At 73.1% G+C, this 26,130-nt stretch carries 27 protein-coding genes and 2 pseudogenes; 10 read left to right on the top strand and 19 right to left on the bottom strand.

Features of this window, described 5'->3' with window-relative positions; genetic code table 11:
• Nucleotides 1-35: 35 nt before the first annotated feature.
• The 17 genes and pseudogenes from IW256_RS19570 to IW256_RS19490 all read right to left on the bottom strand — a co-directional run bounded on the left by IW256_RS19570 (nt 36) and on the right by IW256_RS19490 (nt 11,787).
• Nucleotides 36-272, bottom strand: a complete 237-nt coding sequence (locus IW256_RS19570) for a hypothetical protein (RefSeq protein ID WP_197012355.1) — start codon at nt 270-272, stop codon at nt 36-38.
• A gap of 91 nt (nt 273-363) precedes the next feature.
• A complete protein-coding gene (locus IW256_RS19565) occupies nt 364-633 on the bottom strand; it encodes a hypothetical protein (RefSeq protein WP_197012354.1) in 270 nt (89 codons plus the stop codon).
• Nucleotides 634-639: 6 nt separating this feature from the next.
• The gene (locus tag IW256_RS19560) at nt 640-933 is read right to left on the bottom strand and encodes a hypothetical protein (RefSeq protein WP_197012353.1); all 294 of its coding nucleotides are present in this window, start codon (nt 931-933) and stop codon (nt 640-642) included.
• A 2-nt stretch (nt 934-935) separates the two neighbouring features.
• The gene (locus tag IW256_RS19555) at nt 936-1,673 is read right to left on the bottom strand and encodes a 3'-5' exonuclease (protein ID WP_197012352.1); all 738 of its coding nucleotides are present in this window, start codon (nt 1,671-1,673) and stop codon (nt 936-938) included.
• Between the two features lie 17 nt (nt 1,674-1,690).
• Entirely contained in the window at nt 1,691-2,392 is a 702-nt protein-coding gene (locus tag IW256_RS19550) for a pyridoxal-phosphate dependent enzyme (RefSeq protein ID WP_197012351.1), read from the bottom strand.
• 28 nt (nt 2,393-2,420) lie between these two features.
• Nucleotides 2,421-2,960 (bottom strand): DUF1707 and FHA domain-containing protein, encoded by a 540-nt coding sequence (locus IW256_RS19545; protein ID WP_197012350.1) that lies wholly within the window; start codon nt 2,958-2,960, stop codon nt 2,421-2,423.
• 246 nt (nt 2,961-3,206) lie between these two features.
• Complete coding sequence (locus IW256_RS19540; RefSeq protein WP_197012349.1) at nt 3,207-4,091, bottom strand: YhjD/YihY/BrkB family envelope integrity protein; 885 nt, start codon at nt 4,089-4,091, stop codon at nt 3,207-3,209.
• 43 nt (nt 4,092-4,134) lie between these two features.
• Nucleotides 4,135-4,524: an SHOCT domain-containing protein gene (locus IW256_RS19535; RefSeq protein WP_197012348.1), complete on the bottom strand. Its 390-nt coding sequence runs from the start codon at nt 4,522-4,524 to the stop codon at nt 4,135-4,137.
• 175 nt (nt 4,525-4,699) lie between these two features.
• On the bottom strand, nt 4,700-5,002 hold the full coding sequence (locus IW256_RS19530; protein ID WP_269218158.1) for a multicopper oxidase domain-containing protein: 303 nt from the start codon (nt 5,000-5,002) through the stop codon (nt 4,700-4,702).
• 58 nt (nt 5,003-5,060) lie between these two features.
• A pseudogene (locus IW256_RS19525) lies at nt 5,061-5,273 on the bottom strand (DUF1259 domain-containing protein); the annotation flags it as partial.
• Between the two features lie 289 nt (nt 5,274-5,562).
• Nucleotides 5,563-5,637 (bottom strand): annotated as a pseudogene (locus tag IW256_RS43140) (hypothetical protein); the annotation flags it as partial.
• A 24-nt stretch (nt 5,638-5,661) separates the two neighbouring features.
• Complete coding sequence (locus IW256_RS19515; RefSeq protein WP_197012346.1) at nt 5,662-5,862, bottom strand: hypothetical protein; 201 nt, start codon at nt 5,860-5,862, stop codon at nt 5,662-5,664.
• A gap of 81 nt (nt 5,863-5,943) precedes the next feature.
• A complete protein-coding gene (locus tag IW256_RS19510; protein WP_307828966.1) occupies nt 5,944-6,444 on the bottom strand; it encodes a GNAT family N-acetyltransferase in 501 nt (166 codons plus the stop codon).
• 122 nt (nt 6,445-6,566) lie between these two features.
• Complete coding sequence (locus IW256_RS19505; RefSeq protein ID WP_197012345.1) at nt 6,567-7,775, bottom strand: acyl-CoA dehydrogenase family protein; 1,209 nt, start codon at nt 7,773-7,775, stop codon at nt 6,567-6,569.
• Nucleotides 7,776-7,843: 68 nt separating this feature from the next.
• Nucleotides 7,844-8,941 (bottom strand): DUF3616 domain-containing protein, encoded by a 1,098-nt coding sequence (locus IW256_RS19500; RefSeq protein ID WP_197012344.1) that lies wholly within the window; start codon nt 8,939-8,941, stop codon nt 7,844-7,846.
• A 112-nt stretch (nt 8,942-9,053) separates the two neighbouring features.
• Nucleotides 9,054-10,241: a cytochrome P450 gene (locus IW256_RS19495; protein WP_197012343.1), complete on the bottom strand. Its 1,188-nt coding sequence runs from the start codon at nt 10,239-10,241 to the stop codon at nt 9,054-9,056.
• A 91-nt stretch (nt 10,242-10,332) separates the two neighbouring features.
• Nucleotides 10,333-11,787: a KamA family radical SAM protein gene (locus IW256_RS19490; protein WP_231403852.1), complete on the bottom strand. Its 1,455-nt coding sequence runs from the start codon at nt 11,785-11,787 to the stop codon at nt 10,333-10,335.
• Nucleotides 11,788-11,949: 162 nt separating this feature from the next.
• Here IW256_RS19490 and kdd point away from each other — a divergent pair, with 162 nt between their 5' ends.
• The 3 genes from kdd to IW256_RS19475 all read left to right on the top strand — a co-directional run bounded on the left by kdd (nt 11,950) and on the right by IW256_RS19475 (nt 15,772).
• The gene (gene kdd / locus IW256_RS19485) at nt 11,950-12,981 is read left to right on the top strand and encodes an L-erythro-3,5-diaminohexanoate dehydrogenase (protein ID WP_231403851.1); all 1,032 of its coding nucleotides are present in this window, start codon (nt 11,950-11,952) and stop codon (nt 12,979-12,981) included.
• A gap of 58 nt (nt 12,982-13,039) precedes the next feature.
• Nucleotides 13,040-14,386, top strand: a complete 1,347-nt coding sequence (locus tag IW256_RS19480; protein WP_197012342.1) for a DUF2252 domain-containing protein — start codon at nt 13,040-13,042, stop codon at nt 14,384-14,386.
• Between the two features lie 279 nt (nt 14,387-14,665).
• Entirely contained in the window at nt 14,666-15,772 is a 1,107-nt protein-coding gene (locus IW256_RS19475; protein WP_197012341.1) for a hypothetical protein, read from the top strand.
• 1,000 nt (nt 15,773-16,772) lie between these two features.
• Here the strand turns inward: IW256_RS19475 and IW256_RS19470 are convergent.
• Complete coding sequence (locus IW256_RS19470; protein WP_197012340.1) at nt 16,773-17,546, bottom strand: bestrophin-like domain; 774 nt, start codon at nt 17,544-17,546, stop codon at nt 16,773-16,775.
• Between the two features lie 226 nt (nt 17,547-17,772).
• On the opposite strand from IW256_RS19470, the gene IW256_RS19465 reads away from it, so the two are divergent.
• From IW256_RS19465 to IW256_RS19435, 7 genes are all read left to right on the top strand, one after another.
• Entirely contained in the window at nt 17,773-18,576 is an 804-nt protein-coding gene (locus IW256_RS19465; protein ID WP_197012339.1) for an ATP-grasp domain-containing protein, read from the top strand.
• 83 nt (nt 18,577-18,659) lie between these two features.
• A complete protein-coding gene (gene kamD, locus IW256_RS19460; RefSeq protein WP_197012338.1) occupies nt 18,660-20,258 on the top strand; it encodes a lysine 5,6-aminomutase subunit alpha in 1,599 nt (532 codons plus the stop codon).
• Nucleotides 20,255-21,127, top strand: a complete 873-nt coding sequence (kamE, locus tag IW256_RS19455) for a lysine 5,6-aminomutase subunit beta (RefSeq protein ID WP_197012337.1) — start codon at nt 20,255-20,257, stop codon at nt 21,125-21,127. Before kamD ends, kamE begins: the two co-directional genes overlap by 4 nt.
• On the top strand, nt 21,124-21,522 hold the full coding sequence (kal, locus tag IW256_RS19450) for a 3-aminobutyryl-CoA ammonia lyase (RefSeq protein WP_197012336.1): 399 nt from the start codon (nt 21,124-21,126) through the stop codon (nt 21,520-21,522). The genes kamE and kal overlap by 4 nt, the downstream gene beginning before the upstream one ends.
• Before the next feature lie 653 nt (nt 21,523-22,175).
• Entirely contained in the window at nt 22,176-23,972 is a 1,797-nt protein-coding gene (gene lnt, locus IW256_RS41275) for an apolipoprotein N-acyltransferase (RefSeq protein ID WP_307828965.1), read from the top strand.
• A gap of 5 nt (nt 23,973-23,977) precedes the next feature.
• On the top strand, nt 23,978-24,727 hold the full coding sequence (locus IW256_RS19440; protein ID WP_197012335.1) for a polyprenol monophosphomannose synthase: 750 nt from the start codon (nt 23,978-23,980) through the stop codon (nt 24,725-24,727).
• A 92-nt stretch (nt 24,728-24,819) separates the two neighbouring features.
• On the top strand, nt 24,820-25,428 hold the full coding sequence (locus tag IW256_RS19435; protein WP_197012334.1) for an FxsA family protein: 609 nt from the start codon (nt 24,820-24,822) through the stop codon (nt 25,426-25,428).
• A gap of 201 nt (nt 25,429-25,629) precedes the next feature.
• On the opposite strand, the gene IW256_RS19430 is transcribed toward IW256_RS19435, so the two are convergent.
• Nucleotides 25,630-25,974, bottom strand: coding sequence for an RNA polymerase-binding protein RbpA (locus IW256_RS19430; protein WP_197016418.1), 345 nt, complete (start codon nt 25,972-25,974; stop codon nt 25,630-25,632).
• Nucleotides 25,975-26,130: the final 156 nt, after the last annotated feature.

The following is a 26,130-nucleotide window of genomic DNA, read 5'->3' as shown; positions in this document are numbered from 1 at the left end:
CCGGGGTGGTGACGTCAACGACCCGACGGCAAGCATCACGGCCGGCCCGGCTTCTCCCGCCGGTCGATGACCACCCGCCGGCGGATGCTCACCCCGTCCCGGTCCGGGTACGGGTGGTCCGGCGCGTGCCGCACCACCAGGCCCAGCTCGCGCATCTGCGCGATCGTGGCGTCTACGTCGCGGCTCGAACCCCGCAGCGTCATCTCCACGGTGCCGGCTGCGGGCGGGGGCTGCTCGAGCCGCCTGGGCCGCCGCGCCTGCACCGCGCTCACACCGGCTCCTCGGGGGAGTTGCCGGCCAAGGTGAGGAACTTGCCGAGCAGCTCGTAGGACCGGCGCTCGGCCTGCATTGCCTCACACGTGATCAGGGACATGGGAACTCCATGGGGAAGAGGGGAAGCTGCTGGACGCGGATGTCCAACTCGACGGTGACGTCGGCGTGCTCGGCGGTCACCCGCTCGAGCCACTCGACATGAAGACGGCGCGTGTTGGTGATGGCCTGCTCCAGGCCCACACCGTGGTTCACTCCGCCGCACGCGGCGCACACGCACTCGGTGTGGCGGGCGTTGTAGCAGACGGCGTCGCACTGGCTCACCACGCTCCCCGCGGACCGCACGATCAGCAGCGACACCACGAGGGGTCATCTCCAAGCGGCGTCGCGGTCGAAGATCTCCGACGCTTCATCTCCCATTGCCATCACGCAGCGCGAGCAGAGGTCCTCGTCAGCAAAATCCCCGACAGGCTGTGCGCGGCGCCCCTGCCCACCCGTCCAGTCGATGGAGAACGCGGACCCACAAAGCATGCGTGTCGGGGCCAGCAGGATGGTGGCGAAGTCGTGGCCGCTCGCAATCGGCTCTGCAGAGCCTTCATGGGCATCGTCGGGGAGGACGTGCACGCGGCCAGTGGTGGACCGAATGAACCGAAGATCACCCATCGTCAGTCCTCGATTTTCAGCGCTGTGAGCAGGCGGTCCAGGGCGGCGACCTCATCAGGCAGGCTGCCAGTACCACGGTTGAGAAGGGTCGCTAGGTCCGCGCGGCTCACCGTCAGTCGGTCACGCTGACCGTGCGTTTCGTGTCCCAGTACGGCGTCGTACACGTCCCGGGCCAGCCTCGCGTCGCCGAGGGCGGTGTGCCGGACGGCCGGGTCCACTGGTACTCCTACCGCGACGGCGGCCTTCCAGAGCCCTTGTGGGACGGGCTGGCCGACCGCGCCGGCGACGAGGTTCTCCACGCACACCAGCCGGTGCTTCCAGCGAGGCTCCAGCCGGTGGGAGAGCAGCAGACGCGTGATCATTGCCGTGTCGAACGCGGGGACCGCGCCCACCAGGTAGCGGTCCTCCAGCAGCCCCTGGATCTGGGTGGCTGCCTCCCGCGCGGTCTGCGTCACGGGCTCCCGGCGGTCGTAGGGGAACCACAGCGCTTCCGCGCCGTCGGGGACGAGGAACCGGCGGTGGAAGTCGTTGATCTCGAGCGCTTTGGCATCGGCGGTCTTCAGGTCTGGGCGGATCTGCCAGACGTGCTCCTCGTCCCAGCCGTCGGCAGGGTGCCGGATGATGACGGCGAGTTCCCAGATGCCGTGGCCGAGGTCGGGGCGTAGGCCGGTGGTCTCGCAGTCTGTGAAGGCGAGGCGGACGTCGGCGAGATACGGTCCGTGGACGGAAGCGGAGGGCATATGGCCTCCAGGGGGGGTCAGGCGGACGTAGTCTGCCCTATCCTTCCTCTGGCCCACCCCGGGAAGTACGCCGAGTTCTCCGGATCGACCACCGCCAGCCGCGTCCGCAGCCCGTGACAGCGGATGTGCCGGCCCAGGCTCGCCGCCGTCGCGCCCGTCCCGGCGCCCACCACCGCCCAGACCGGGTCGGGCACCGCGGCGAACAGCTCCCCGGCCAGGTCGTCGCCCCGCCAGTCCAGCGCCCGCTCGGCCCAGGCGAACTGGTCCAGGAAGCACCCGCCGCGGGCGGCGGCCACCCGCCGCGCCTCGTCGTAGATCGCCAGGGGCGGGGTGACGAACAGGCACTCCCCGCCCAGCGCCCGGACCGGCTCGGCCCGCGCGGGATCCTCCCGGCCCGGCATCACCGCGACGTAGGGCAGGCCCAGCAGCCGCGCCATGTACGCCTGTGCCACCGCGGCATGACCGCCCGTGGCCTCCACCACCGTCGTGCCCTCGCCGACGCGGCCCGTGGCGATGGCGTGCCGGAACAGCGCCCGCGCCGTACGGTGCTTGAGGCCGCCGGTGGGATGAGCCGACTCGTCCTTGAACAGGAGCGTGATGCCCCAGTCCTCCGGAAGCGGGAAACCGGCCAGCGGCGTGGGCCCGCGCTCGGCGCGCTCGGCGTCCAGCCGCCGCAGCGCCGCGGCCGCCCATCCGGCGGGGTGTCGTCGATCGGTCACGGCCCCGATGAAACCAGTCCGGCGGCGGTCATGACGAGGCGACGATGAAACTGGAGTTGCCGAAGCCGACCTCGTCGCCGGGACGGACCTGGGACGGGCCGGTCAGCCGCCAGCCGTTGAGGCGGGTGCCGTTCATCGACCCGAGATCGGAGAGCATCCAGCCGTCGTCGTGACGGTAGATCTCGGCGTGGAACCGGGAGACGGTCAGGTCGGTCAGGATGAACTGGCAGCCCGGCGCGCGGCCCACCACGATCCGGGTGAGCCCCGGGGGCGGCAGCATGAACCGGGGCAGCCGGGGCGCCCGCCAGGCCGCCTCGAGCCGCGCGGTCGCCTGCGACACCGACGAGATCAGCCCCGTCAGCCGTCCCACGACCCGGTTGGTGGGCGGCATGTCGTGGATGATGCCGGCCAGTTCGGCCTGGCTCTGGGCGCGCAGCACCTGGTCGACCCGGCGCTCGAACGTCTCGTGGGACATCCGGCCCTCGGCCACCCGGTCGCTGAGCACCCGCAGCACCCGGTCGCGCTCCATGTCGGACGCTCTCACCGGAAACGAGGGCTGACCGTCCATAGCTGTGAGTATCCAGATTCCTTCGTGCACTGTCTAGCTGGCGCTCTCAGGGGGGACCAGAAGATCATCTGAACCCCGACTCCGACATGTTGGACGCCCTCAGAGCACCGGAGGTTCGCCCTCCGCGCCACCCGGATCTCGCATGCCGGCCGGGGAGTCCGGCCGATCCGAACAGCGGCAGGACGGCGAAGGGGACGATGAGGGTCGGTGCCTCCGAGGCTGGGCACCGCGGGCCTTCCGCCGCAGTCAGCCGGGTGACCGGAGATCCGGCCGGTGGGGGCCGCCGGTGGAGGGCGGCGGCGAGCGGCGTTCCACGTAGGCGCGGCCGCCGACCGCCCCGAGGTGGATGACCACCCCGACCGCCACCAGCCACGACATGATGATCATGACGACGCCGATGGGGCCGTAGGCGCGCTGGTTGGCCACGATCTCGGCGGAGAAGTAGCGGGCGGAGAACAGGCCCAGGCCCGCCCAGCACACTCCGGTCGCCAGCGCCGCGGGGAACAGCTCGCGCCACGGCACCGCCCCCAGCAGCAGCCGCAGGCTGCACCACCAGAACAGCGTCGCGGGCAGGAGGCCGAGCAGGGCCTGCAGCAGCGGCCCGCCGGTCGTTCCCAGCGCCCTGCCGGCCGCGGCCTGCACGGCGGCGTACGCCAGCAGCGCCCCCAGCCAGGAGAACCGTGCCCCCACGCCCCGCCACCCCCGGTCCGGGACGTCGAACACCTTCTCGTACCACCTCTGGAGCGTGCCGGCCACGGCCAGCGCCCCCAGGAGCAGCAGGCAGGCGCTGGTCACCGTGATGGTGACCGAGCCGGTGCCGGAGTGGAAGAGGGCGGCGACGGCGCGCGCCGCCGGCTCGTCCAGCCCGAGCCACCCGGCGAGCACCGTCGCGGCGTCGCGGCCGAACGCGGCGGTGACCACGATGAGGAAGGGGAAGAAACACAGGATCGCCAGCGCCGCCAGCTCGAACGAGTTGCCGAAGAAGTCGACCGCCGTGAGCCTGCCCCACAGCAGGCCCGCCTCGCCGGCCTTCAGGCGCCGGGCGTCGGCCAGGCGCGCCAGCCCGGCGAGCCTCCGTCCCGCCCGCCGGTCTCCGCCGCGCGGCCCCGCCGGTCTCCCGCGGCCCGTCATCGGCGACACGCCCAGGGCTCGCCCGCGGCCCCGGTCCGTCCGGTCAGGCCGCCAGGACCTTGGTCTTGGCGCGTTCGAACTCCTCGGCGGTGAGGTCGCCGTGGTCCCTGAGCTCGGCGAGCCGGCCGAGCTCCTCCGCCTGGCCGGTGCCCCGGCCGAGGTCGAGGCCGGCGGCGGTGTAGTAGCGGCTCTCGCGCTCGCGCATCCGGGCCGCCTCCCGGTCGCCCATCCCGCGGCCCCGTGCGATCAGGTACACGAGCACGCCGAGGAACGGCAGGACGATGAGGAAGACGGTCCAGCCCGCCTTGCCCCAGCCGCTCAGCGAGTCGTCCCGGAAGACGTCGGTGATGACCCGGAAGAGCAGCACGAACCAGATGATCCACAGGAAGAACCACATCATGGTGAGGAACACGTTGAGCAGCGGATAGTTCATGGTCCGCCTCCTGTCGTCGTCTCCGGCGCGGACGAAGCGTGCCGGGCCGGGCCGGGCGGCGCGGTTCCGCGTCCTGGCCTCCATGGTCCGGAGCGCCCGGAGCCGGCGGATCACCCGCGACGGGTGATCCGCCGGGGAGGGCGCCGCCGGACGGCGGCCGGCCCGGTGGCTCCCGTCAGCGGACGACCTCGATGTCGGCCATCATGCCGCGGTCCTCGTGGCTGAGGATGTGGCAGTGGAAGGGGTACTTGCCGGTGAAGTCGAGGAACTCCATCCTGATGACCACCTCGCCGCCGTGGGGCAGCTGCACCGTGTCCTGCCCGCCGCGGGCCTGGTAGGGCCTGCCGTTCACGCTGATCACCTGGAAGTGGTTGACGTGGATGTGGAAGGTGTGCTCCTCGCGGGAGACGTTGCGCAGCCGCCAGGCCTCGGTGGTGTTCAGCTTCGCCCGGACGTCGATCCTGTCCGGGTCGAACAGCCTGCCGTCGATGTCGCTTCTCCTTTACGGCGGTCTCACCGCGACGGCGTGCGGGCCGTCACGCGACGGGGGCCACGTCGGTGGCCTCGGCCGCCCGGTGCAGGGCACGGGCCAGGCGGACGGCGTCGCCGACGGACCAGAAGTGCATGTAGAACAGCCGGGGCTCATCGCGCAGGGCGTGGTTGTGCAGCGACACGACGTCGATCTTGCCGCGGCGCAGCGCCCTGATGGCGCGGTTCACCTCGTTCGCGGTCATGACGAAGTCGCCGTTGACCGCCGTCGATGGCCGCGGTGTCCAGGTCGAGCGGCGGTGGTTTGCGCGGCGCGGGCGGGCCGGGTGTGGCCGTCACGTCCAGGGCCGCCCGCACCGCCCTGGCGAGCCGTACGGCGCTCCTGTCGACCCCGTCGAAATGGGCCCACCACAGCTGCGGAGTATGGGCGAGGAGGTGCTTGTGAATAGCGGTCTGCTCCAGCCCCCCGGCCTGGAAGGCGTCGGTGACCTTCTCCAGTTCCCCCTCGGTCACCACCAGGTCGCCCATCACCATGGTCCGGCCGTCGCGGTAGCGGGCGAACCCCACGTCGCCGCTGATCGCGAAGTCGGGGTCGAGGGTGACGCCGTGGGAGCGGATCGCCCGCCGCCGGCGGGGCCGCGCTCAGCCTCACGCGGTCCGTCTCGCCGTGGGCAGGACCTCGATCAGGTCGGCGAGCGTGAGCCCGCCGCGGCGCAGGAGCACTTCGAGTTCGCGCACGGTCGCGCAATAGGCGTGCAGGGACCCGAACTGCCGGGCTCGCAGCACCTCCCGGCCGTCGAGCCGGATCAGCTCCACGTCCCAGCCTCGCCGCGCCACCCACCTGCTCACGCCACAAGGCTATGAGCTGCGCGAACGCGCTCACGCCAGGGTGTGGCGGCCCCGGCCGGCCCGTCCCCGCGCCCCCGCGCCTCAGTGCACGGAGGGGCTGCGGCGTTCGACCAGGACGACGTCGCGCCAGCGCCCGTGGTGGCGGCCGAGGCGCTCGCGGGTGCCGACGACGCGGAACCCGGCTCTGAGGTGGAGGGCGAGGCTCGCGGCGTTCTCCGGGAAGATGCCGGACTGGACGGTCCAGATTCCGGCGGCGTCGGTGGAGGACAGCAGGGCGTTCAGCAGCGCCAGGCCCACCCCCTGGCCGCGGGCGTCGGGGTGGACGTAGACGGAGTGCTCGACCACCCCGGTGTAGGCGCACCGGTCGGAGACCGGCGACACCGCGACCCAGCCCAGCACCCGGCCGCCGGGGGCGAGGGCGACCAGGCGGTGCCTGGGCAGCCTCGCGGCGTCGAACGCCTCCCAGGTGGGGGCGGCCGTCTCGAAGGTGGCGTCGCCGTCGTCGATGCCGAGCCGGTAGATCTCCAGGACCTGCCCGGAGTGCTCGGGACGCATCGCGGTGATGCGCGCCGTGGCGGTCACGGCGCCCGTACCCCAGCGTCGGTGGCGGCCGGGACGGAAGGCAAGGCGGAAAGGCTCACGCGCCCAGTGTCGCAGGGACGACCGGGCGGCCGGTGTGATCCTCGTCCCGGCCGGTCCCGGGATCAGCGGGCGAGCAGGTCCCTGGCGATGTGGGTCACCTGGATCTCGTCGGTGCCGGCGTATATCTGGAAGGACTTGGCGTCGCGGGCCAGCTGCTCGACGCGGTACTCCGACATGTAACCGTTGCCGCCGAACAGCTGCACCGCCTCCATCGCGACCTCCGAGGCCGCCTGCGCCGAGTACAGCTTCATCGCCGACGCCTCGGCCAGGGTCGGGGTGCGGCCCGCCTTCTGCATCTCGATGTGGCGGAACACCAGGTTCTGCACGTTCAGCCTGGCCACCTCCATCTTGGCGAGCTTGAGCTGGATGAGCTGGAAGTCGCCGATGCGCTGCCCCCACAGCTCGCGCTTCCTGGCGTAGTCGACCGACAGGGCCAGGCACTCCTCGATGACGCCGAGCGACATCGCCGCGACCCCGGCCCGTTCGGTGACGAAGTTCTGCCTGGCGGACTCCTTGCCGCCGCCCGCCCCCGCGGCCAGCAGCCGGTCCCGGCCGACCTGGACGTCGTCGAGGAAGAGCTCGCCTGTGGGGGAGGAGTGCAGGCCCATCTTGCGCAGCGGCCTGGTCTGCTCCAGGCCGGGCATGCCGCGGTCCAGGACGAACGTGAGGATCTCGCGGTCGCGCGGGTCGCGGCCGTCGTCGAGCTTGCAGTAGAAGACGATCGTGTCGGCGTACGGGCCGTTGGTGATGAAGGTCTTGTTCCCGTTGAGCACGTACCCGTCGCCGGCCTCGCGGGCGGTGGCCTGCATCCCGCCGAACGCGTCCGATCCGGAGTTCGGCTCGGTGATCGCCCACGCGCCGACCTTCTCGAAGGTCAGCAGGTCCAGGGCCCAGCGCCGGCGCTGCTCGGCGGTGCCCCGCTTCATGATCGTGCCGGCCGCCAGGCCGAGGCTGACGCCCATCGCCGACACCAGCCCGGGGGCGACCCGGCACAGCTCGATGATCGGCAGCATGCTCATCGCGGCGTTCGCGCCGCGGGGCCCGTCCTCCTCCTGGCCGGTGCCGTCACCGGCCTCCGCGCGTTCCATGCGGGCGTGGAACGACGAGCGCGCCATCTCGTCCATGCCGAAGGTCTTGTAGAGATCGCGGATCAGGTCGTAGGGCGGCAGCTCGCCCGACTCCAGCTCCTCCAGCCGGGGCCGCACCTGCGCGTCGATCCAGCCGCGCACCGCGTCCCGGATCATCAGGTCTTCCGCGGACCACTCGATCATCTCTACCGCCTCGCCTTCGGAGCGTGCCTTCTGCACCGTCCATCCAAGCAGACGGCGAAAGCGCACGCTTACTTCGGGGGGTCCTCCCGCCCGAACGCCACCACGTCGGCCAGGACCCCGTGGTCGGCGGTCAGCCGCCCGGGGGCCGGGCTGTCGTAGACGACCAGCAGCCGGGGCCCGCCGTCCTCGCCGGTCTCCTCCAGCACCGCGATGCCCTCGGCGTGGTCGTCCCCCTCCCCGTGGGGAAGCTCGCCGAGCACCCGCAGGTCCTCGGCGGGCACGACGCCGGCGCCGTCCCCGGCCGCGGCCCCCGGCCAGCGGACCACCCGCACGGGGCCGTCGAGGTCCATGCTCGGGCCGGTGAGGACGAGCAGGTCGTCGCCGTGCGGGCACAGGTCGCGGACGCCCAGCCCGCCCAGGTCCAGGAAGTGCGTGCGGTAGGGCTCCCCGTCCGCACCGATCGGCCGCGGCCGGAGCCGCCGCGGGTCGCCGGGATCGGTCTCGGGGTGGATCTCGATGAGCACGGCCCATCCGCGCAGCACCGGCCCGCGCAGCCCGATGTAGAGACGCTCGCCGTGGGCGGCGATGCCCTCGACGTCGATCCCGTTGTCCTTGCTGGGGATGGACAGGAACGGCGCCAGGTGGGGGTCGCCGGCGAGCAGGTCGGTGAGGGAGTCGTGGTGGCCGCCCAGCACGGCGGCGGTGCGCTCCCCGTCCTCGCCGGTCACCTCGGGCAGGCCGTCGTCGCCGGTGACCAGGGGGAGCCGGGCCAGGATGAAGCGGTTGTCCTCGCGGACGACGGTGGCGAGCCTCTTGCGGGACTTGGCGGCGGAATGGCCCGGTTTGATCTTCTTGCGCTTGAGGCTGTGCGAGCCGACCGCCCAGAGCCAGCCGTCGGCGCGGGCCAGCCCCTCGATGTCGGCCTCCTCCTCCGGGCCGGCCGGCAGCGGGATCAGGTCGCCCAGGCGCACCGTGCGCTGGCCGCCGTAGCCGGTGACGCGGCCCCGGGAGTCGGTGGTCGCGGTCAGCCGTTCGATGGTGGCCGTCTCGTCGCCGGCCACCCACAGGCAGCGGCCGTCCTGGCGTACGGCGGAGAGGTTGGTGTGCGTCTCGGCCTCGCGGCTCTCGGGCGCGAAATGCAGCTCGACCTGGCGTTCCACGATCATGCGCCGATGGTGCCACATTGCGGACCGCTCCCGAAGCCCGGCCGGGCGCTCCGGAAACGGCCGCCGACCTCGGTGAAGTCCCCTCCGCGCGGCCGTGGACGGCCTCGGACGGTCAGGGAACCTCCCAGCGAACGTGCAGGTGCCCGGGCTTGCGGAAGACCAGGCCGCGCGCCGCGGCGGGCCGGGCGGGGTCGGGCCGCAGCCCGGGAAGGCGGGCCAGCACCGCGGCGACCGCGGTCCGGGTCTCCAGCCGCGCCAGGTGCGCCCCGAAGCAGAAGTGGGGGCCGTGGGCGAACGCCAGGTGCTCGGCCGCGTTGGCGCGCCGCGGGTCGAAACGGTCGGGGCGGGGGAACACCGCCGGGTCCCGGTTGGCTCCGGCGAGCGAGACCCGGACCAGGTCGCCCGCCCGCACCGGCGCGCCGCCGATCTCCACGTCCCGGGTGGCGTACCGGTCGACCACCGAGGCCGACGGCTCCAGCCGCAGCGACTCCTCGATCGCGCCGGGCAGCAGCGCCGGGTCGCGGCGGACCAGGTCGAGCTCGGCGGGATGGGACAGAAGGTGCAGCAGCACGTTGACGATCATGCCCTCGGTGGTGTCGATGCCGCCGAACATCAGCACCGCCGCGTCGGCCACCACCTCGGCCGTGCCGAGGCCCTCGCCCTGGCCGGCCGCCGCGGCCAGGAGCGAGGACGAGCCCGGAACGGCGAGGACCTCCTCGACCGAGGCGCGGAGCCGACGGTAGGCCTCGTCCGCCCGGGCCGGCGGGGTCCGGCCTGCGGTGAGGGCCGACACCGCCTCCACGAACGCGCCGTACCAGGAACGGATCGTCGCGGCGTCCACGCCCTCCAGCCCCAGCGCCTCGGCGACGACCGCCACCGCCAGCGGCCCGGCCAGGTCCCCGCGCAGCTCGGCCCGGCCCGCCGGCGCGAGGGCGGTGACCAGGCGGTCCACCTCCGCCTCGACGAACGCGGTGAAGCGCTCGCGGGTCTGCGCGGGCCGGAAGGGCCGCGCGAACGGCTCGCGGTGGCGGGTGTGCGCTCGGCCGTCCAGCGACAGCATGCTGGGCCCCAGCAGCCGCGCCGTGGAGAAGCGGGGGTCGTCGACGGTGAAGGCCGCGGCGTCGCGCATCACCCGTACGGCCAGGGTGTGGGAGGTGACCAGCCAGCCGTCCAGGGCGGGCAGCCAGGAGACCGGCTCGCGGGCCCGCAGCCGGGCGAGCGCCGGATGCGGGTCGTCCTCCAGCTCGGCGACGGTCACGGCCGCGCCGAGAGGGAACCGGTCGATCAGCTCGGACACCACGCCGAAAGGGTAGCCGGACGCGGTGCCCGGCCGACCGCCCGGCCCCCACTTTTGTGATCTACAACGTAAAGGCGCCGGCCGGTGGCGAGCCTCAGGCCGCCGTGGACGTGCGCCGCCACCAGCCGCGACCCGACTCCGGCAGCGTGTGGATCGGGTCGTAGTACTCGTACCGCCGGGTCAGCGCGTCGGGATCGGCGGCCTCCAGCCCGGTCCGGTAGTTCTTGGTCCAGTACGAGATGCCGCGCTCGCGGTCGTAGCCGGCGAGCTGGTGCACCCAGCGCTTGCCGACGTAGGGCACGTCGCACACGATCCGCGGCGTCGCGAAGCCGGGCAGGTAGCCCATGATCGCGTGCTGGAGCTCCTGTGCCTCCCACACCGCCACCCGCCAGTGCTCGCTGTAGGGGATCATGTCGCACATGTACAGGTAGTACGGCAGGATCCCGGCCTCGTCGAGCAGCGCGAACGACAGGTCCAGCAGCTCCTCGGGGGTCGCGTTGACCCCGCGCAGCAGCACGCCCTGGTTCCGGACGTCGCGGATCCCGGTGTCGAGCATCGCCCGGGCGGCGCGGGCGACCAGCGGCGTCAGCGACCGCGCGGAGTTGACGTGGGTGTGGATCGCGATCTGGGCGCCGCGCTCGCCGGCCTTGGCCGCCAGGCGCTCCATCCCGGCGCGCACCTCGTCCTGCAGCCAGTGCTGCGGCAGCCCCATCAGCGCCTTGGTCGCCAGCCGGATGTCGCGGATGTTGTCGATGTCCAGCAGCGCGTCGACGAAGGACTCGAGGCGCGGCCAGGGCAGGTTGGCCACGTCCCCGCCGGAGACGACCACGTCCCGGACGCCGGGGGAGCGGCGCAGGTAGTCCAGCATCGCGCCGTGGCGGTCGGGGGCCTTGATGGTGAACTTGTGCTTGTCCACGGCGGGCGTGGAGTTGCCCACCAGGTCCATGCGCGTGCAGTGCCCGCAGTACTGCGGGCAGGTCGGCAGCAGCTCGGCCAGCACCTTGGTGGGGTAGCGGTGGGTGAGCCCCTCGACCGCCCACATCTCCGCCTCGTGCAGGGAGTCGCGGGTGGCGTAGGGGTGGGAGGGCCAGTCGGTGCGGCGGTCGCTGAGGACCGGGATCATGTAGCGGCGCACCGGGTCGGCGAGGAACGCCTCGGTGGAGGCGGTGTCCATGGTGTTCAGCATCTGCGGGGTGACCAGCATGGACATGGTCGCCCGCTCGGCCTGGTCACGTTCCAGGTCGGCGTAGAACGACTCCGCCAGCAGGTCGCCCGTCACCTGCCGCAGCTGCCTGATGTTCTTGACGCAGTGCGCCCGCTGCCACTGCGCCGACTCCCATTCCGCCGCCGTCACGTCACGCCAGCCCGGCAGGCGCCGCCAGTCGGGCTCCTCCAGCGGCCGGCGCCGGTACTCGTAGGGCTGCCGGGCGGCCTCGGGGACGGCCGGCGCCCCCTCCCGTCCCGTCCGGCCGGGTGTCGTTCCTCGGGTGTCCCCGGTGGACGGGGTGCCAGTGGTCGCGTCCGGCTCCGGACGCAGGGCGGCGGTCATCGTCGACCCCTCCTCGCGCAGCGTGTTGACGGCGGATGGACCGCATAAAAGTCTTGTGTACGGCAGACGTTACGGGAAGAATTTCGATTGAACCAGTGATGCCATGTACATCTTCCGCAAACTGCGACAGGATCGAGATCTCCGAAAGCGAGGGGGCGTTCCATGGACGTGACGGCGGTGGGCCTGCACCGCGTGCTGGAGCCCGCGGGCGTGCTGCCCCAGGCGGCGCGGCGGCTCGACCCCGACCCCCGGATCCGCCCCGACGAGGTCCGCGTCCGGGTCGAGCGCCTCAACCTGGACGCCGCCTCCTACCGCCAGCTTCACACCGCCCACGGAGGGGACCCCGGAGCGATCCGCGACGAGGTGCTGGCGATCATCAGCGAGCGGGGCAAGATGCACAACCCCGTCACCGGTTCGGGCGGCATGCTGGTCGGCGTCGTCGACGAGACCGGCCCGCGCTCGCCCCTCGGCCTCAAGCCCGGCGACCGGATCGCCACCCTGGTCTCCCTCACCCTCACCCCGCTGGCGGTCGACGACGGACTGGCCCGCTGGGACGGGCGCTCGGAGCAGATCCCCACCTCCGGCCACGCGATCCTGTTCGCCCGCTCCATCGCCGCCGTGCTGCCCGCCGACCTGCCCGTGCCACTGGCGCTGTCGGTCATGGACGTGTGCGGCGCCCCCGCCCTGACCTCCCGCGTCGTGGCGGGCCTGGACGCGCCCGTGGTCGCCGTCCTGGGCGCGGCGGGCAAGAGCGGCTCGCTGTCGCTGGCCGCGGCCCGCCGGGCCGGCGCCGCCCGCACCATCGGCCTGGTCCCCACCGAGGAGGAGGAACGGCGGCTGGCCGCGACCGGCCTGGCCGACCGGGTGGTGCGGGCCGACGCCCGCGACCCCGTCGCCGTCGCCACCGCCCTCGGCGAGCCCGCCGACGTGACCGTGGTCTGCGTGGACGTGCCCGGCTGCGAGCACGGCGCGATCCTGGCCACCGCGCCCGGCGGCACGGTGGTCTTCTTCTCCATGGCCACGTCCTTTCCCGCCGCCGCCCTCGGCGCCGAGGGCCTGGCGGCCGACGTCACGATGCTCGTCGGCAACGGCTACGTCCCCGGGCACGCCGAGCTGGCCCTGGACCTGATCCGCGGCGAGCCGGGCGTTCGTGCGCTGTTCACCGCGCGGGAGGGGCGTTCTTCGGCAGAATGATCGCGTGCGCCCCGGCAGCGGCGGGGGAGGCGTGTCCGAGCATTCGAGGAGAACAGCGATGGCGAGCATCACCCGGACCCTGCGCGAGATGGATCCCGAGGAGCGCCAGGGTCGGATCGTGGACGTCCTCGTCGACGCCTTCTCCGGCCTCATGGAACGCAGCCCGGCCGAGTTCCGGCGGCGCTTCCGCAAGATGGCCTCGGACCCGTTCGCCTTCTACCGGGGCAGCGCCCCCCTCTTCTACGCCGACATCGTCCAGGACGAGGACCCCTGGGCCGACGAGCGCACGGCCCGAGTCTGGATCCAGGGCGACCTGCACGCCCAGAACTTCGGCACGTACATGAACGACGACGGCGTCTTCGTCTTCGACGTCAACGACTTCGACGAGGCCTACCTGGGCCACTTCACCTGGGACGTCAAGCGCCTGGTGGCCAGCCTGGCGCTGCTGGCCTGGAGCAAGGCCGTCTCCGACGCCGACATCCGCCGCCTCGTCGAGACCTACGTGCGCGCCTACGTCGACCAGGTCCGCCGGTTCGCCGCGGACGAGGGCGACCACGCCTTCGCGCTCACCCTCGACACCGCCGACGGCCACGTCCGCGACGTGCTGCTCTCCGCGCTGTCCTCCACCCGGATCGGGCTCCTGGACGGCAAGACGCTGGTCGACCGCCACGAGCGGCGCTTCCGCGACGGCAACGGCGTGCGCCGCCTCGGCGAGGACGAGCGCGCCAAGGTCGAGCGCGCCTACATGGAGTACCTGGAGACGATCCCGAAGGAGAAGCGCTTCGGCGGCCTCACCTACCAGGTCAAGGACATCGTCGGCGCCTCGGGGTTCGGCATCGGCTCGGCCGGCCTCTCCGCGTACAACATCCTGGTCGAGGGGCACAGCCAGGCCCTGGAGAACGACGTCATCCTGTCGATGAAGCAGGGCAACGTCGCCGCCCCCAGCCGCGTCGTCGAGGACGAGCGCATCCGCGAGTACTTCCGCCACCACGGCCACCGCACCGCCGTCTCCCGCCGCGCCCTGCAGGCCAACACCGACCCGTGGCTGGGGTACACCGAGATCGACGGCGTGGGCTTCGTCGTGCAGGAGCTCTCCCCCTACGAGGAGGACCTGGACTGGTCGGGCCTGACCGAGCCCGAGGAGATGCTGTCGGTCCTGGACGACCTCGGCCGGGCCACCGCCAAGATCCACTGCGTGTCCGACACCGACTCCGACCACACCCTGGTGGACTTCCAGGTCGAGGACGCCATCAGCGCGGCCATCGGCCCGGACGAGACCGGGTTCGTCGAGGCCATGGTCGGGTTCGCCGCCGAGTACGCCGCCATCGTCCGCGACGACCACCGGCTCTTCGTCGACGCGTTCCGCTCCCGCCAGGGCCGCCTCGCCCCCCTCTGGGAGTCGTGACGGCCTTCCTCCGCCTCGTCCCGGTACGGCCTTTGTCTGTAGCCGGCGCGCCAGCTTGCCCTGACGCGCCGGTTTCCCGGTGAATACGTCCCAGGCAGAATCTTGGTGACGATATAGCTACGCTCTGTAATTTCGATTACTCTCAAGGGGTCAATCGGACACGGTGCGTCACACCGGGCGGACGCCGTGACCGCGGCCGGCGTCATCGGCGGCGAGACCGGCGCCCGGCGGGAGGGCGCCACCCCCTCGCTGAGGAGGGCACATGGGGGGAAACACCTGATGCCCGCGCAGGTAACCATCACCGACACCACCAACGGCGTACCGCTCGACAACTTCCCGGGCGCCGACGACGACGCGCGCCTGCGCACCGCGATGGCCTACGCCGCCGCCCAGGCCCGCCCGCCGGCGATCATGCTGGCGGACAGGGAGTACACCATCTCCCGGGGCCCGTACCCCTACTACGACGGGTTCCGGCTGGTGGGCAGCCTCGGGACGACGGAGCGGGAGTTCCTGACGCGTGGCCCGCAATGCGTCGTCAACGTCGGCGGCAGCGCGCTGTTCTCGGTGCCCTCGCGGGGCGTGCAGAACGTCTGGGTCTCAGGGATCCAGTTCCGTGCTGCCTCCGGATCGACGCACTTCCAGACGCCGATCACCGACTTCGCGTCGGGGCCGATCATGGCGGACGTGACCATGGAGAAACTGGCGTGGGTGGGATTCGCCACGGTCATGCACGCCCGCCACCTCCGAGTCCAGATCGACCGGACCTACACCAACGCCGGCACCGACACCCAGTTCAAGCTGGGCGGCAGCGACGGCTACTACTGGATCAACGGCGGCTACCTGTCCAGCACCGCGCTGGACGCCACCAAGTTCTACATCTGGCTCACCCACATGAGCCGGTCGCAGTTCGGCCCGCTCTACATCACGCCGGAGAGGGCGACCGGCATCCGGATCGACGGCAGCTACGGCGGCCTGGTCTTCACCGGGACGCTGCTGGACTGCACCGGCCGGGACCAGACCCGCGCGTGCCAGGGCGCCGCGATCCTCATCACCGGCGGCAAGGGGATGGTCTTCGACAAACTGTGGTTCTTCAACAACGCCGTCCGCCCGGCCAGCACCGGCCGGAACCCGGTCGACCGGGGGCAGGTCTTCATCCGAGGGTCCGCCGGCGACCTGCTGTTCGACGGCTGCCAGTTCAGCGGCTTCGCCGCCCAGACGGGGTACACCCCGCCGGGGACGCCCGCCATCTACGCCGCTACGGGCGTGACCAACGTGAAGGTGACCGCCCCGCTGGCGCCGAACTCCGGCACCAGGCTCCTGCAGCAGCAGAGCGCGGGGATCATCAGCAAGTACGCCGCCGACGACTGGACCCTGGGCGTCGCCTGACCCGGCCTCGGCCCCCGCCGGCCGCGCCCCGCCGCGTCTCGCGCGGCGGGGCGCGTGCCGTTCACCGAGACCTCTCACCGGGTGAAGGCCAGCGCGGTGGCGGCACTGATCACCACGGCGAGGACCACCAGCACGATCGGTGCCGTCAGCGGGTTGCGGCGCCGGGGCGGCGCCTCGGCCACATGCGGACGCGGGACGGCGGGTGACGGCTTCGCGGCCGGTGACGGCCGTGTCGGTTCCGGCCTGTCCGCGGGTGGCCGGGCCGCCACCGGCCGTGCGGGCGTCCCACGGCCGGGCGTGGCCCTGGGCGCCTCCGGCGGAGCAGTTCCGGGAGGAGCCGGCCGCTCGGGCCGCTCGGGCCGCTCGGGCGGCTCCGGCGGCTCTGGTGGCCGGGGAGGCACGGGTTCTGGAGGCACTGGTTGCGGCGGAGGCTGGGGAGGCCGTGGCGGGACCGGATGCGGAGGTACCGGATGTGGAGGTACCGGACGCGGCGGGACCGGTGCGGGCGGACCGGGAGGGCAGGGCGGCGGCGGCCTGTGGCGGCAGCCCGGCGGGGGAAGGGCGACGACCAGCCTCAACCGGATCAGCCCGCCCACGGAGACGTCCAGGCACAGGTCGACGCGGACGGGAGACCGCGCGGCCGTCCCGGGCGGCCCAGGACCCCGCGCCGTCTCTCGCGGCAAGGATTTCCCAGGCGAGCCGGACCTTCGCGTGGACGTGGTGCGGGCGGGCGAGGGCCTGGCCCTGGCGGGCGCGCCGACGGCCTCTTCGGACTTCGCGGGAGGTCTCCGGGCGGGCGTAGGGGCGGGCGCCCTCGCGGGGGGATGAACGGACTTCCGTACGGGCTCCCTTGCGGGCAGGCGCGGCGGGACGCGGGCGCCCGGAGAACTCCGGGGGAGTTCCGGCGCGGGCGGCGGAGGGGCGGCCAGGGCCGCCCCCGGCGCGCACAGGGGGAGCAGGCCGGCGGCCGCCGCCGTCACGGCGAAGGTGCGCAGCATCCTCAGGAACCTCCCGAGACGCGCTTGATCTCCTCCAGGGCGGCGCCGAACGCGTCGGGCCCCACACCCAGCCCGCCGGTGAAGGTGTGCGAGATGTCGACCGCCAGGTAGACGCCGACGGCCAGCAGCCCGGCCATGAGCGCCAGCGGCAGCGCCGCCAGGCCGCGCGGCCTGGCCCCGGCCAGGAACGGGAAGAGCACGACCAGCAGCCCGGTCACCGCCGTGATCACCAGCAGCGCCGGCGGGGGCCTGGTCCCGGCGTCCATCGCGCGCTGGTGGCGCGCCGCGGAGATGGCGGTCACCTGCTCCAGGAACGCCGCCCGGGCGTCCTTGATCTCGTCCTCCGGCGCGGGCAGGGCGATGATCTCGCGGCGGACCGCGTCCAGCCGGGTCCAGCCGCCGGGGCTGAGGCGCCCCTCGGCCATCCGCGGCCACTCCTCATCGCGGACGAAGCGCGCGTAGTCCACCAGGGCGGCACGGGCGTGCTCCTTCGGCCCGGCCGGGAGCCGTTCCGCCGCCCAGTACGCCTCGGTGATCGCCTGGGCCTCGGTGTAGGTGTTGAGCCGGGCGGCGTCGGCGGTGGTCCACGGCACCACGATCGCGACCGCGAACGCCAGCAGGAACAGCGCCGAGATCATGGAACCGGCGTGGCCGGCGGTGGCGCCGCCCGGCTCGCCGTCGTCGGTGCCGCGCCGGCCCAGCCGGCCCGCGGCCAGCCGGCTCGCGAGCAGCACCACGCCGATCGCGCAGGCCGCCGTCAGGAGATAGACCACCATGACCCCTTGCCAGATCCGTAGAGGGAGAGAAGAGACCAGCTGTCACGGATCGTCACTTTAGGTAGGCGTGGGGTGGTTGACGATTGTCCTTCCGGTCGCATTGGCGTTCCGGAAGGCAACCCTCCTGGCGTCTCCGAGCGCCTTCTGCGCGGTCCGCCCGGCGCCGCCGCGGGGTGGCGTGGTATCCCGCTCGACGGGCGGCGGGCATCCCCGCGATCATCGGCGGATGAACGAGCGAACCCTGGTCTTCGGCCATCGTCCCGGCGGCTCCAGCCGCGCCCTGATCACGGCCGCCGGCGACCGCGGGCTGGCGGTCGTCGAGCTCACCGGTGCCGTGGTGCCGCCGGAGCTGCGCGGATCGGGCGCGCACCTGTACTCCGGGCTGCGGCACGCCGACCGGCTGGCGGCCGAACTGGGCGTCCTCCTGCTGGAGGCGCCGGCCGGCTGGCTGCCCGCCCTCCCCGCCGAACTGGTGGGCCGTGACATCGCCATGACGACGCTCGGCGAGGCCTACGACATCCGCACGCCGGTGTTCGTGAAGGCGCCCAACACCAAGGACGTGCCGGCACGGGTGTACGCCGACGGCAGCAGGCTCCCGGGCCCCGACGCCCTCGACCGGGGCACGCCGGTGCTGGTGTCCGACCCGGTGCGGTTCGCCGCTGAGTTCCGCCTGTACGTCCTGGACGGCGAGGTGCGCACCGGCAGCCAGTACGCCCTGTGGTCGCGGGAGGCGCTCGAGCCGCTGGAGGGGCATGGGCGGCGCGGGGAGGTCCTCGGCTTCGCGCGCGAGATGCTCGCCGTGGCCGGCGGCACCCTGCCCGGCGCGGTCGTGGTCGACGTCGGCGTGATCGCCGAGCCGGACGGCGGCGAGCGGTGGGCGGTGGTGGAGGCCAACGGCGCGTGGGGGAGCGGCTGCTACGCGGCCGATCCGGGACGCGCGCTGGAGGTGGTGCTGCGCTCCTCCGGCCCGGGAACGCTGATGGGGGAACGTGACCGTTCGTTCGCCAGAGTGAAGCCTCTTGCGTATTGAGCGCTCCAGGCAGGAAGATCTCGTTGTTAGGACCGAAGATAGAAGAGAAATTCGGTGATGGTCGAGCGTGAGGGGAGGCGGCAATGGCGCCGCAGGGGAAACTCGATCTCGATCCGGTGATGGTGCGCAAGGCCCGGGCCCTGGCCGCCCGCGCCGCCGAACCGGTGATCGAGATGGCCCGGACCCACACCACCGTCTCGGTGGAACGGGCGCTGCTGAGGATCGCCGGCCTCGCCGGCGCCGACGCCGACGGCAGGCCGTGGGTCAACCACCTGGCCGACGCGGTCCGCGACCAGGTCGGGCTCGAGCACGGCGTGGCCCTGCCGGTGTGGGACGCGCTGCTGCGCGGCCCGTACCGGTCGCCCGGCGACCTCGCGCGGGCGGCGGCCCGGGGCGAGGCCGCCTTCCGGCTGCCCCGGGACGCGGACGCGCGCGAGGCCCGCGAGGCGGCCCGCCGCGCGGCCCGCTCGGGCATCGCCCGGATCGACCGGCGGCGCGCGGAACGGGACCGGATGCTCGCCGAGGTCGGCGACCCGCCCCAGCCGTGGATCTACCTGATCGTGGCGACCGGCGACATCTACGAGGACATCCCGCAGGCCCAGGCCGCCGCCCGGGAGGGCGCCGACGTGGTCGCGGTGATCCGCTCCACCGGGCAGTCGCTGCTGGACTTCGTCCCCGAGGGCGCCACCCGCGAGGGCTACGCGGGCACCTACGCCACGCAGGAGAACTTCCGGCTCATGCGCGCCGCCCTCGACGACGTGTCCCGGGAACTGGGCCGGTACGTACGGCTGACCAACTACGCCTCCGGGCTGTGCATGCCCGAGATCGCGGCGCTGGCCGGGCTCGAACGCCTGGACATGATGCTCAACGACTGCATGTACGGGATCATCTTCCGCGACATCAACCCCCGCCGCACGTTCATCGACCAGCGCTTCTCCCGGCAGGTGCACGCCCGCGCCGGCATCGTCATCAACACCGGCGAGGACAACTACCTCACCACCGCCGACGCGGTCGACGCCGCGCACACGGTGATCGTCAGCCAGCTGCTCAACGAGCGGTTCGGGCACGAGGCCGGGCTGGCGGACGCCCAGCTCGGGCTCGGCCACGCCTTCGAGATCGACCCGTCGCTGCCCGACTCCTTCCGGCTGGAGCTGGCGCACGCCCAGCTGGTGCGCGAGCTGTTCCCCGGCGCGCCGCTGAAGTACATGCCGCCCACCAAGCACATGACCGGCAACATCTTCGCCGGCTACCTGCTGGACGCCTTCTTCAACCTGGCCGGGGTGATGACCGGCCAGTCGATCATCCTGATCGGGATGATGACCGAGGGCATCCACACCCCGTGGCTGTCGGACCGCGACCTGGCCCTGGAGAACGTCCGCTACGTCCGCGACGCCTGCGGCGGGCTCGCCGAGGACTTCGTCCCCCGCCCGGGCGGCTTCGTCGCCGAGCGGGCCCGTCGGGTGCTGGGCGAGTCGGTGGAGCTGCTGGAGCGCGTCGAGCGCGACGGGCTGCTCACCGCGATCGCCGAGGGCACCTTCGGGGTCACCCGGCGCCCGCCCGACGCCGGGAAGGGCCTGGAGGGCGTCGTGCCCCGCGCCGACGGGTACTTCAACCCCGCCATCGAGATCCTGGACGACGAGGACCCCCACGCCGTCCACGCCGAAGAGGAGGTGCCCGCATGACCCGCGCGACCCCCGCCGGCGGCACGCGCGCCCAGGCCCCCGCCGAGCCCGCCGACACCCGCCAGGTCATCCGCCCCTACGGCGACACCACCGGCGACGGCATGGTCCAGGTGTCGTTCACCCTGCCCGTCCCCGCGGGAAAGCGCGCCGACGCCGCCGCCCTCCAGCTCGCCGGGAAGATGGGCCTGGACCCGGCCAGCGTGGTGCACTCCAAGCCGATGGGGCCCGACTTCACCTTCTTCATCGTGTACGGCCGGGTCGGCCACCTCATCGACTACGCGGGGATCCCCGTGCCCGAGGGGCGGGAGTACCCCCTGCTGTCCTCCAAGGAGGTCAACCTGGCGATCCGCCGGGGCCTGAACCGGAGGCTGGTCGTGGTCGGCGCCTGCATCGGCACCGACGCCCACACCGTGGGCATCGACGCGATCCTCAACGTCAAGGGCTTCGCGGGCGAGAAGGGCCTGGAGTACTACCGCGAGATCCAGGTGGTCAACATGGGCGCCCAGGTCACCGTGGAGGAACTCGTCGAACGGGCCAAGGCCGAGAACGCCGACGCCGTCCTGGTCTCCCAGGTCGTCACCCAGAGGAACGCCCACCTGCACAACACCAAGCAGATGGCGTCCGCCTTCCACGCCGAGTACCCCACCGCCGTCGCCGCCGGCATGGGACGGCCGCTGCTGGTGGTGGGCGGGCCCCGCTTCGACACCGTCACCGCCGAGGACCTCGGCGTGGACCGCGTCTTCGGCAAGGGCACCACTCCCGCCGAGGTCGCCAGCTTCATCGTGCACGCCCTGCTGCCCGCCGATCCGCCCCCCGGCCCGTCCACCGGCGACGGCCCGTCCACCGACGACACGGAGGAACCCACATGAGCGACCCGCGCGAGGGCCTCACCGTCACCCACCGGCGCTACGTCCCCTACTCGCACGCCCACTACGCGGGGAACCTCGTGGACGGCGCGTACCTGCTGGCCATGTTCGGGGACGTCGCCACCGAGGCGAGCATCCGCGCCGACGGGGACGAGGGCCTGTTCGCCTCCTACTCCGACGTCCAGTTCCGCGCCCCGGTCCGGGCCGGGGACGTGGTGGAGGCCACCGCGACGGTCACCCGCGTGGGCCGCCGCAGCCGGGTGATGGCGTTCGAGGCGCGGGTGGTGTGCCGGGGACGTCCCGACAAGGGGGAGTCGGCGGCCGAGGTGCTGGACGAGCCGATCGTGGCGGCCACCGCCACCGGGACCGTGGTGGTCCCCGGACCCGTCACGGGATGAGACCCCACGTGTCCGGCATGTGGGATCATGACCTTCCGGTATGTGACCACTGAGGCCGCCGTGACCCGCGGTGTTTCCCGGCGGTGTACCGATCCCGGGGGATGTGCTGGCGGAACGCGGGGCCGTCGCGCACCGCGCGGCGGTTGACAAGGCCGGGGACTTCGGTAGTTTTGCTGCAGTCCAGCACAGGACTCACCGATCGGCCGCTCAGGGCGCCACCGGGCCGCGCCACGACGGGATCGACGGCGGAGCACCCGACGCCCGTCCGAGCCAGGGGTGGTGACCGGCGGGCCGCGCCAGAGCGGAGCCGCCCGATCGGGCGGGGCTTGGACCCGGAAAGGGCCCGGACATCCAGTAGAAAACGGAGCATCGTTCTCACCGCCTGTGGGGCGGCTCCGGCCCGAGGGATGTCACGGGCCCTCTTCCGTGGACCCCGGCCCCGCGGCCACCGTGCCACCGCCGGCACGACGCCGTCGCGGGCGGCATCCGCCACCTCTGGCACCGCCCGCCCCTTCCCTCCGGTTCCGGCCCGGCTTCGGCCGCCGCGGGTCGCCGTGGCGGCCCCGGCCCGGTAGCGTTCCGGAGAACGGCTCACGCGCGCGGAGGAACGCCCGCCGTGGACCGTGACGGGGAAGACGGGGACAGGAGCGGAAGTGGCCCAGGAGATCCTGCCGGAACGGCCGCCGGCGGCCGTACCGGGCGGCGTACCGGCCGGGAGGGCGGGCGGCAGCCGCCGCGCCGGCCTGCGCCGGGGCGGGCGCGCCGGATGGCCGCGCACCCTGCTCGCCCTCGCCGCGGGCGCGGCCATGTGGCTGGCCTTCCCGCCCGCCGACCTGACCCCGCTGATCTTCGTCGGGGTGGCCATGCTGACCGTGGCGCTGCACGGGCTGCCCGCCCGTACCGGCGCCTGGCTGGGCTTCCTGAGCGGCGTGACCTTCTTCGTCCCGGTCCTGCAGGGACTGGTCAAGATCGGCCCCGACGCCTGGATGCTGCTGGCCGTGGTCCAGGCGCTCTACTTCATCCCGCTGGGCGCGGGCACGGCCCTGGTGACGCGCCTGCCCGCCTGGCCGGTCTGGACGGCGGCGCTGTGGGTCGCCGAGGAACTGATGCGAGGCCGCGTCCCGTTCGGCGGCTTCCCCTGGGCCCGGCTGGCCTTCAGCCAGACCGCCACGCCCCTCACGACCTACGCGTCGGTCGGCGGCGCGCCGCTGGTCACCTTCGTGACCGCGCTGATCGGCGGCCTGCTGGCCTACGGCGCGGTCGTCCTGCTCCGGGCGCGGCGGCGCACGGCGGCCCTCCCGGCAGGCCCCCGGGACTCGCAGGACGCCCAGGACCCGCAGGCCCCAAGGGGCGGCGCTGACCCCGCCGGACAGGGCGAGAGCCGGACCACCGACGGCGATACGGCCGGCGGCGTCCCCGCGGCGAGCGGACGGACGGGAGACCGCCCCGCGATCGCGCCGGTCCCGCTCCTGCGCGCCTCGGCCAGGCCCCTGGCGCTCGTGCTGGCGGCCGTGGCCGCCCTCATCGGCGGCGGGCTGCTGATCCCCGAGCCGACCGCCGGGCGCCCGGTCACCGTCGCCGTCATCCAGGGCAACGTGCCCCGCCTCGGCATGGACTTCAACAGCCAGCGCAAGGCCGTGCTCGACAACCACCTGCGCCGCACCCGCGAACTGGCCGCCCAGGTCCGGGCCGGGCAGGTGCCCCGGCCCGAACTCGTCGTGTGGCCCGAGAACGCCAGCGACCTCGACCCGTACGCCGAGCCGGAGGCCTACAACGCGATCGACGCCGCGGTCAAGGAGATCGGCGTCCCGGTGCTGGTCGGCGCGCTGACCGACACCCCCGACGGCCGGAAGGTGGAGAACCGCGGGATCGTGTGGGACCCGGCGAGCGGGCCGGGCGACTACTACGTCAAGCGGCACCCCGTCCCGTTCGGCGAGTACCTGCCGTTCCGCGACATCCTCACCCGCCTGATCACCCGGTTCGAGCGCATCCCGCGCGACTTCGCCCACGGCACCCGGTCCCCGGTCATGCGGCTGGGCCCGGCGACCATCGGCGACGTGATCTGCTTCGAGGTCGCCTACGACGGCGAGGTGCGCGACGCCGCCCGCGGCGAGCTGCTGGTCGTGCAGACCAACAACGCCACCTACGGCAGGACCAGCCTGCCGCCGCAGCAGATCGCGATGTCCCGGCTGCGCGCGGTGGAGCATGGCCGTACGATCCTGGTGGCGGCGACCAGCGGCATCAGCGCGATCGTGGCGCCCGACGGCCGCATGATCGACCGGTCCGGGGAGTTCGTGCCCGACATCCAGGTGGCCTCGGTCCCGGCGCGCACCGCGCGGACGCTCGCCGACCGGGCCGGCGCCGTTCCGGAATGGGCGCTGGCGGCGCTGGCCGTGGGGGCGGCCGGCTGGGCCGCGTGGTTCACCGGCAGGAGGAACGAGGGGAATTGACGCCGATGGAGATCCCAGCCGACCTGGGCCGGGTACTCGTGATCATCCCGACCTACAACGAGCGGGACAACATCGAGGGCATCGTGGGCCGGGTGCGCGAGGCCGCGCCGACGGTCGACGTCCTGGTGGTGGACGACGCCAGCCCCGACGGCACGGGGGATCTGGCCGACGCGCTGGCCGCCGCCGACGACCAGGTCCGCGTGCTGCACCGGGCCGGCAAGGAAGGGCTGGGCCCGGCCTACATCGCCGGCTTCCGGTGGGCCGCCGAGCGCGGCTACGACGTCATGGTCGAGATGGACGCCGACGGCTCCCACCAGCCCGAGGAGCTGCCCCGGCTGCTGACCGCGCTGCAGGACGCCGACCTGGTGATCGGCGCCCGCTGGATCCCGGGCGGCACGGTGCACAACTGGCCCATGTCGCGGGAGGTGCTCTCCCGCGGCGCCAACACCTACGCCAGGCTGATGCTGAGCCTGCCGCTGCACGACGCCACCGGCGGCTTCCGCGCGTTCCGCGCCGCCACCCTGGACAAGATCGGCCTGGACGACGTGGACTCGCGCGGGTACTGCTTCCAGGTCGACCTGGCGCTGCGGGCGCTGCGCGAGGGGCTGCGGGTCGTCGAGGTGCCGATCACGTTCGTCGAGCGCACCCAGGGGACCAGCAAGATGAGCCGGGACGTCCTCGCCGAGGCCGCGTTGCGGGTGACCCGGTGGGGCCTGGCCGACCGGGTCGCGCGCCTGCGCCAGCCCCGCCGCTGAACGGGCCCGCCGCGGGGACGGGCGGAAACGTTCCCGGCGCTCCCGGCGTTGAAATGAGCAGAAGCCGTTTCACCGGACCCGGAAATGGAGCCATGCCGGCACTCGTTCTGTTCTTCGCGCTCCTGCTGACGCCCGTCCTGGAGATCTTTGTGATCATCCAGGTCGCGGGGGCCATCGGCGGCTGGTGGACGCTCGCTCTCATCCTGGGCACCAGCGCGCTGGGCGCCTGGATCACCCGGCGTGAGGGCCGCCGCGCCTGGCGGGTGCTGAACGAGGCCGTCCGCGACGGCACGGTGCCCGACCGCGAGCTGTCCGGGTCCGCGATGGTGCTCCTGGGCGGGCTGCTGATGCTGGCCCCGGGGTTCGTGTCCGACGCGGTGGGGCTGCTGTTCGTCCTGCCGTTCACCCGGCCGGTGGTGCGCCGCCTGCTGGCCGCCTACGGGGCGCGCCGGCTGCGCAAGGCCGAGGCCCGCGGATCGCTGTTCCCGCCCGGCGGTCAGGGGATGGGCGGCCTGGGCGGCTTCGGCGGCGGCCCCTTCGACCCGCACGGCACGGGCGCCCGCGGCGCCGCGGGCGGGCCCGGCGGGCGCGTGGTGCAGGGAGAGGTCGTCCACGACGCCGAGGACCGCCAGGAGCCCGACGAGTCCGGGACGGCGTCCGGCGGTGACCGTTCCCTCCGGCAGGGCCGCCAGGGCAAGTGACGAACGACCGGGGCAAGTGACGAACGACATCGAGCCCGCGCTCCCCTGAGGGATGCGCGGGCTCGCTCGATGGCCGCCCCCGATTCACGCGGTTCACGCGATTCGGGGGTGAACGGCCCGGCGGGGCGGCACTCAGGCCGCGGCCCGCCGTCGCCGTTCGCGTGGTAGGTGGGTGGGTGGTGGATCCAGGTTCGGGTTCGGTCAGGCGGTCTTCCGGCGGCCGGCCCGGAGGATCTCCAGGCGTTCGGCCAGGACCTCCTCCAGGTCCTCCAGCGTCCGGCGTTCCATGAGCATGTCCCAGTGGGTGCGCGGCGGCTTGCCCTTCTTGGTTTGGGGCAGTTCGCCGTCGACCCGCAGGGCGGTCGCCCCGCAGCTACGGCATTCCCAGGTCATCGGCACCTCGGCCTCGGCCGCGAGCGTCACGGTGAACCGGTGGCCCTTGGTGCAGGTATAGTCCACTTCCTGGCGTGGGGCCAGATCGGTGTTGCGATCGTTCTCGTAGCTCGTCGCTCCGAGTCGGGTGCCGCGAAGTGCGCGCTCGGCCATCGTCACGTGCCTCCCAGACGGCTTGCGTTCTCGTCCTGACCAACGCTGGATACCGTCACAAGATTCCCCCGCCCGGGGGGATCCAACCCTGCTCCGGGACGTCCGTTCCGAGCCCGCGGGAAACGCGCGGGCCGAACACCGTTCACTCCGCCGTCG

The sequence above is a fragment of the Actinomadura viridis genome (assembly GCF_015751755.1).
GTDB classification, from domain to species: Bacteria; Actinomycetota; Actinomycetes; order Streptosporangiales; family Streptosporangiaceae; genus Spirillospora; species Spirillospora viridis.
The sequence above is the reverse complement of the archived record's forward strand: the minus strand, read 5'-3'. Positions and strand labels throughout refer to the sequence as shown.

Coding starts and splice junctions, on each gene's coding strand:
- IW256_RS19560 (WP_197012353.1), bottom strand. CDS start 933: ATGGGTGATCTTCGGTTCATTCGGTCCACCACTGGCCGCGTGCACGTC.
- IW256_RS19555 (WP_197012352.1), bottom strand. CDS start 1,673: ATGCCCTCCGCTTCCGTCCACGGACCGTATCTCGCCGACGTCCGCCTC.
- IW256_RS19545 (WP_197012350.1), bottom strand. CDS start 2,960: ATGGACGGTCAGCCCTCGTTTCCGGTGAGAGCGTCCGACATGGAGCGC.
- IW256_RS19540 (WP_197012349.1), bottom strand. CDS start 4,091: ATGACGGGCCGCGGGAGACCGGCGGGGCCGCGCGGCGGAGACCGGCGG.
- IW256_RS19535 (WP_197012348.1), bottom strand. CDS start 4,524: ATGAACTATCCGCTGCTCAACGTGTTCCTCACCATGATGTGGTTCTTC.
- IW256_RS19505 (WP_197012345.1), bottom strand. CDS start 7,775: ATGATCGAGTGGTCCGCGGAAGACCTGATGATCCGGGACGCGGTGCGC.
- IW256_RS19500 (WP_197012344.1), bottom strand. CDS start 8,941: ATGATCGTGGAACGCCAGGTCGAGCTGCATTTCGCGCCCGAGAGCCGC.
- IW256_RS19490 (WP_231403852.1), bottom strand. CDS start 11,787: ATGACCGCCGCCCTGCGTCCGGAGCCGGACGCGACCACTGGCACCCCG.
- kdd (WP_231403851.1), top strand. CDS start 11,950: ATGGACGTGACGGCGGTGGGCCTGCACCGCGTGCTGGAGCCCGCGGGC.
- IW256_RS19480 (WP_197012342.1), top strand. CDS start 13,040: ATGGCGAGCATCACCCGGACCCTGCGCGAGATGGATCCCGAGGAGCGC.
- IW256_RS19475 (WP_197012341.1), top strand. CDS start 14,666: ATGCCCGCGCAGGTAACCATCACCGACACCACCAACGGCGTACCGCTC.
- IW256_RS19470 (WP_197012340.1), bottom strand. CDS start 17,546: ATGGTGGTCTATCTCCTGACGGCGGCCTGCGCGATCGGCGTGGTGCTG.
- IW256_RS19465 (WP_197012339.1), top strand. CDS start 17,773: ATGAACGAGCGAACCCTGGTCTTCGGCCATCGTCCCGGCGGCTCCAGC.
- kamD (WP_197012338.1), top strand. CDS start 18,660: ATGGCGCCGCAGGGGAAACTCGATCTCGATCCGGTGATGGTGCGCAAG.
- kamE (WP_197012337.1), top strand. CDS start 20,255: ATGACCCGCGCGACCCCCGCCGGCGGCACGCGCGCCCAGGCCCCCGCC.
- kal (WP_197012336.1), top strand. CDS start 21,124: ATGAGCGACCCGCGCGAGGGCCTCACCGTCACCCACCGGCGCTACGTC.
- IW256_RS19440 (WP_197012335.1), top strand. CDS start 23,978: ATGGAGATCCCAGCCGACCTGGGCCGGGTACTCGTGATCATCCCGACC.
- IW256_RS19435 (WP_197012334.1), top strand. CDS start 24,820: ATGCCGGCACTCGTTCTGTTCTTCGCGCTCCTGCTGACGCCCGTCCTG.
- IW256_RS19430 (WP_197016418.1), bottom strand. CDS start 25,974: ATGGCCGAGCGCGCACTTCGCGGCACCCGACTCGGAGCGACGAGCTAC.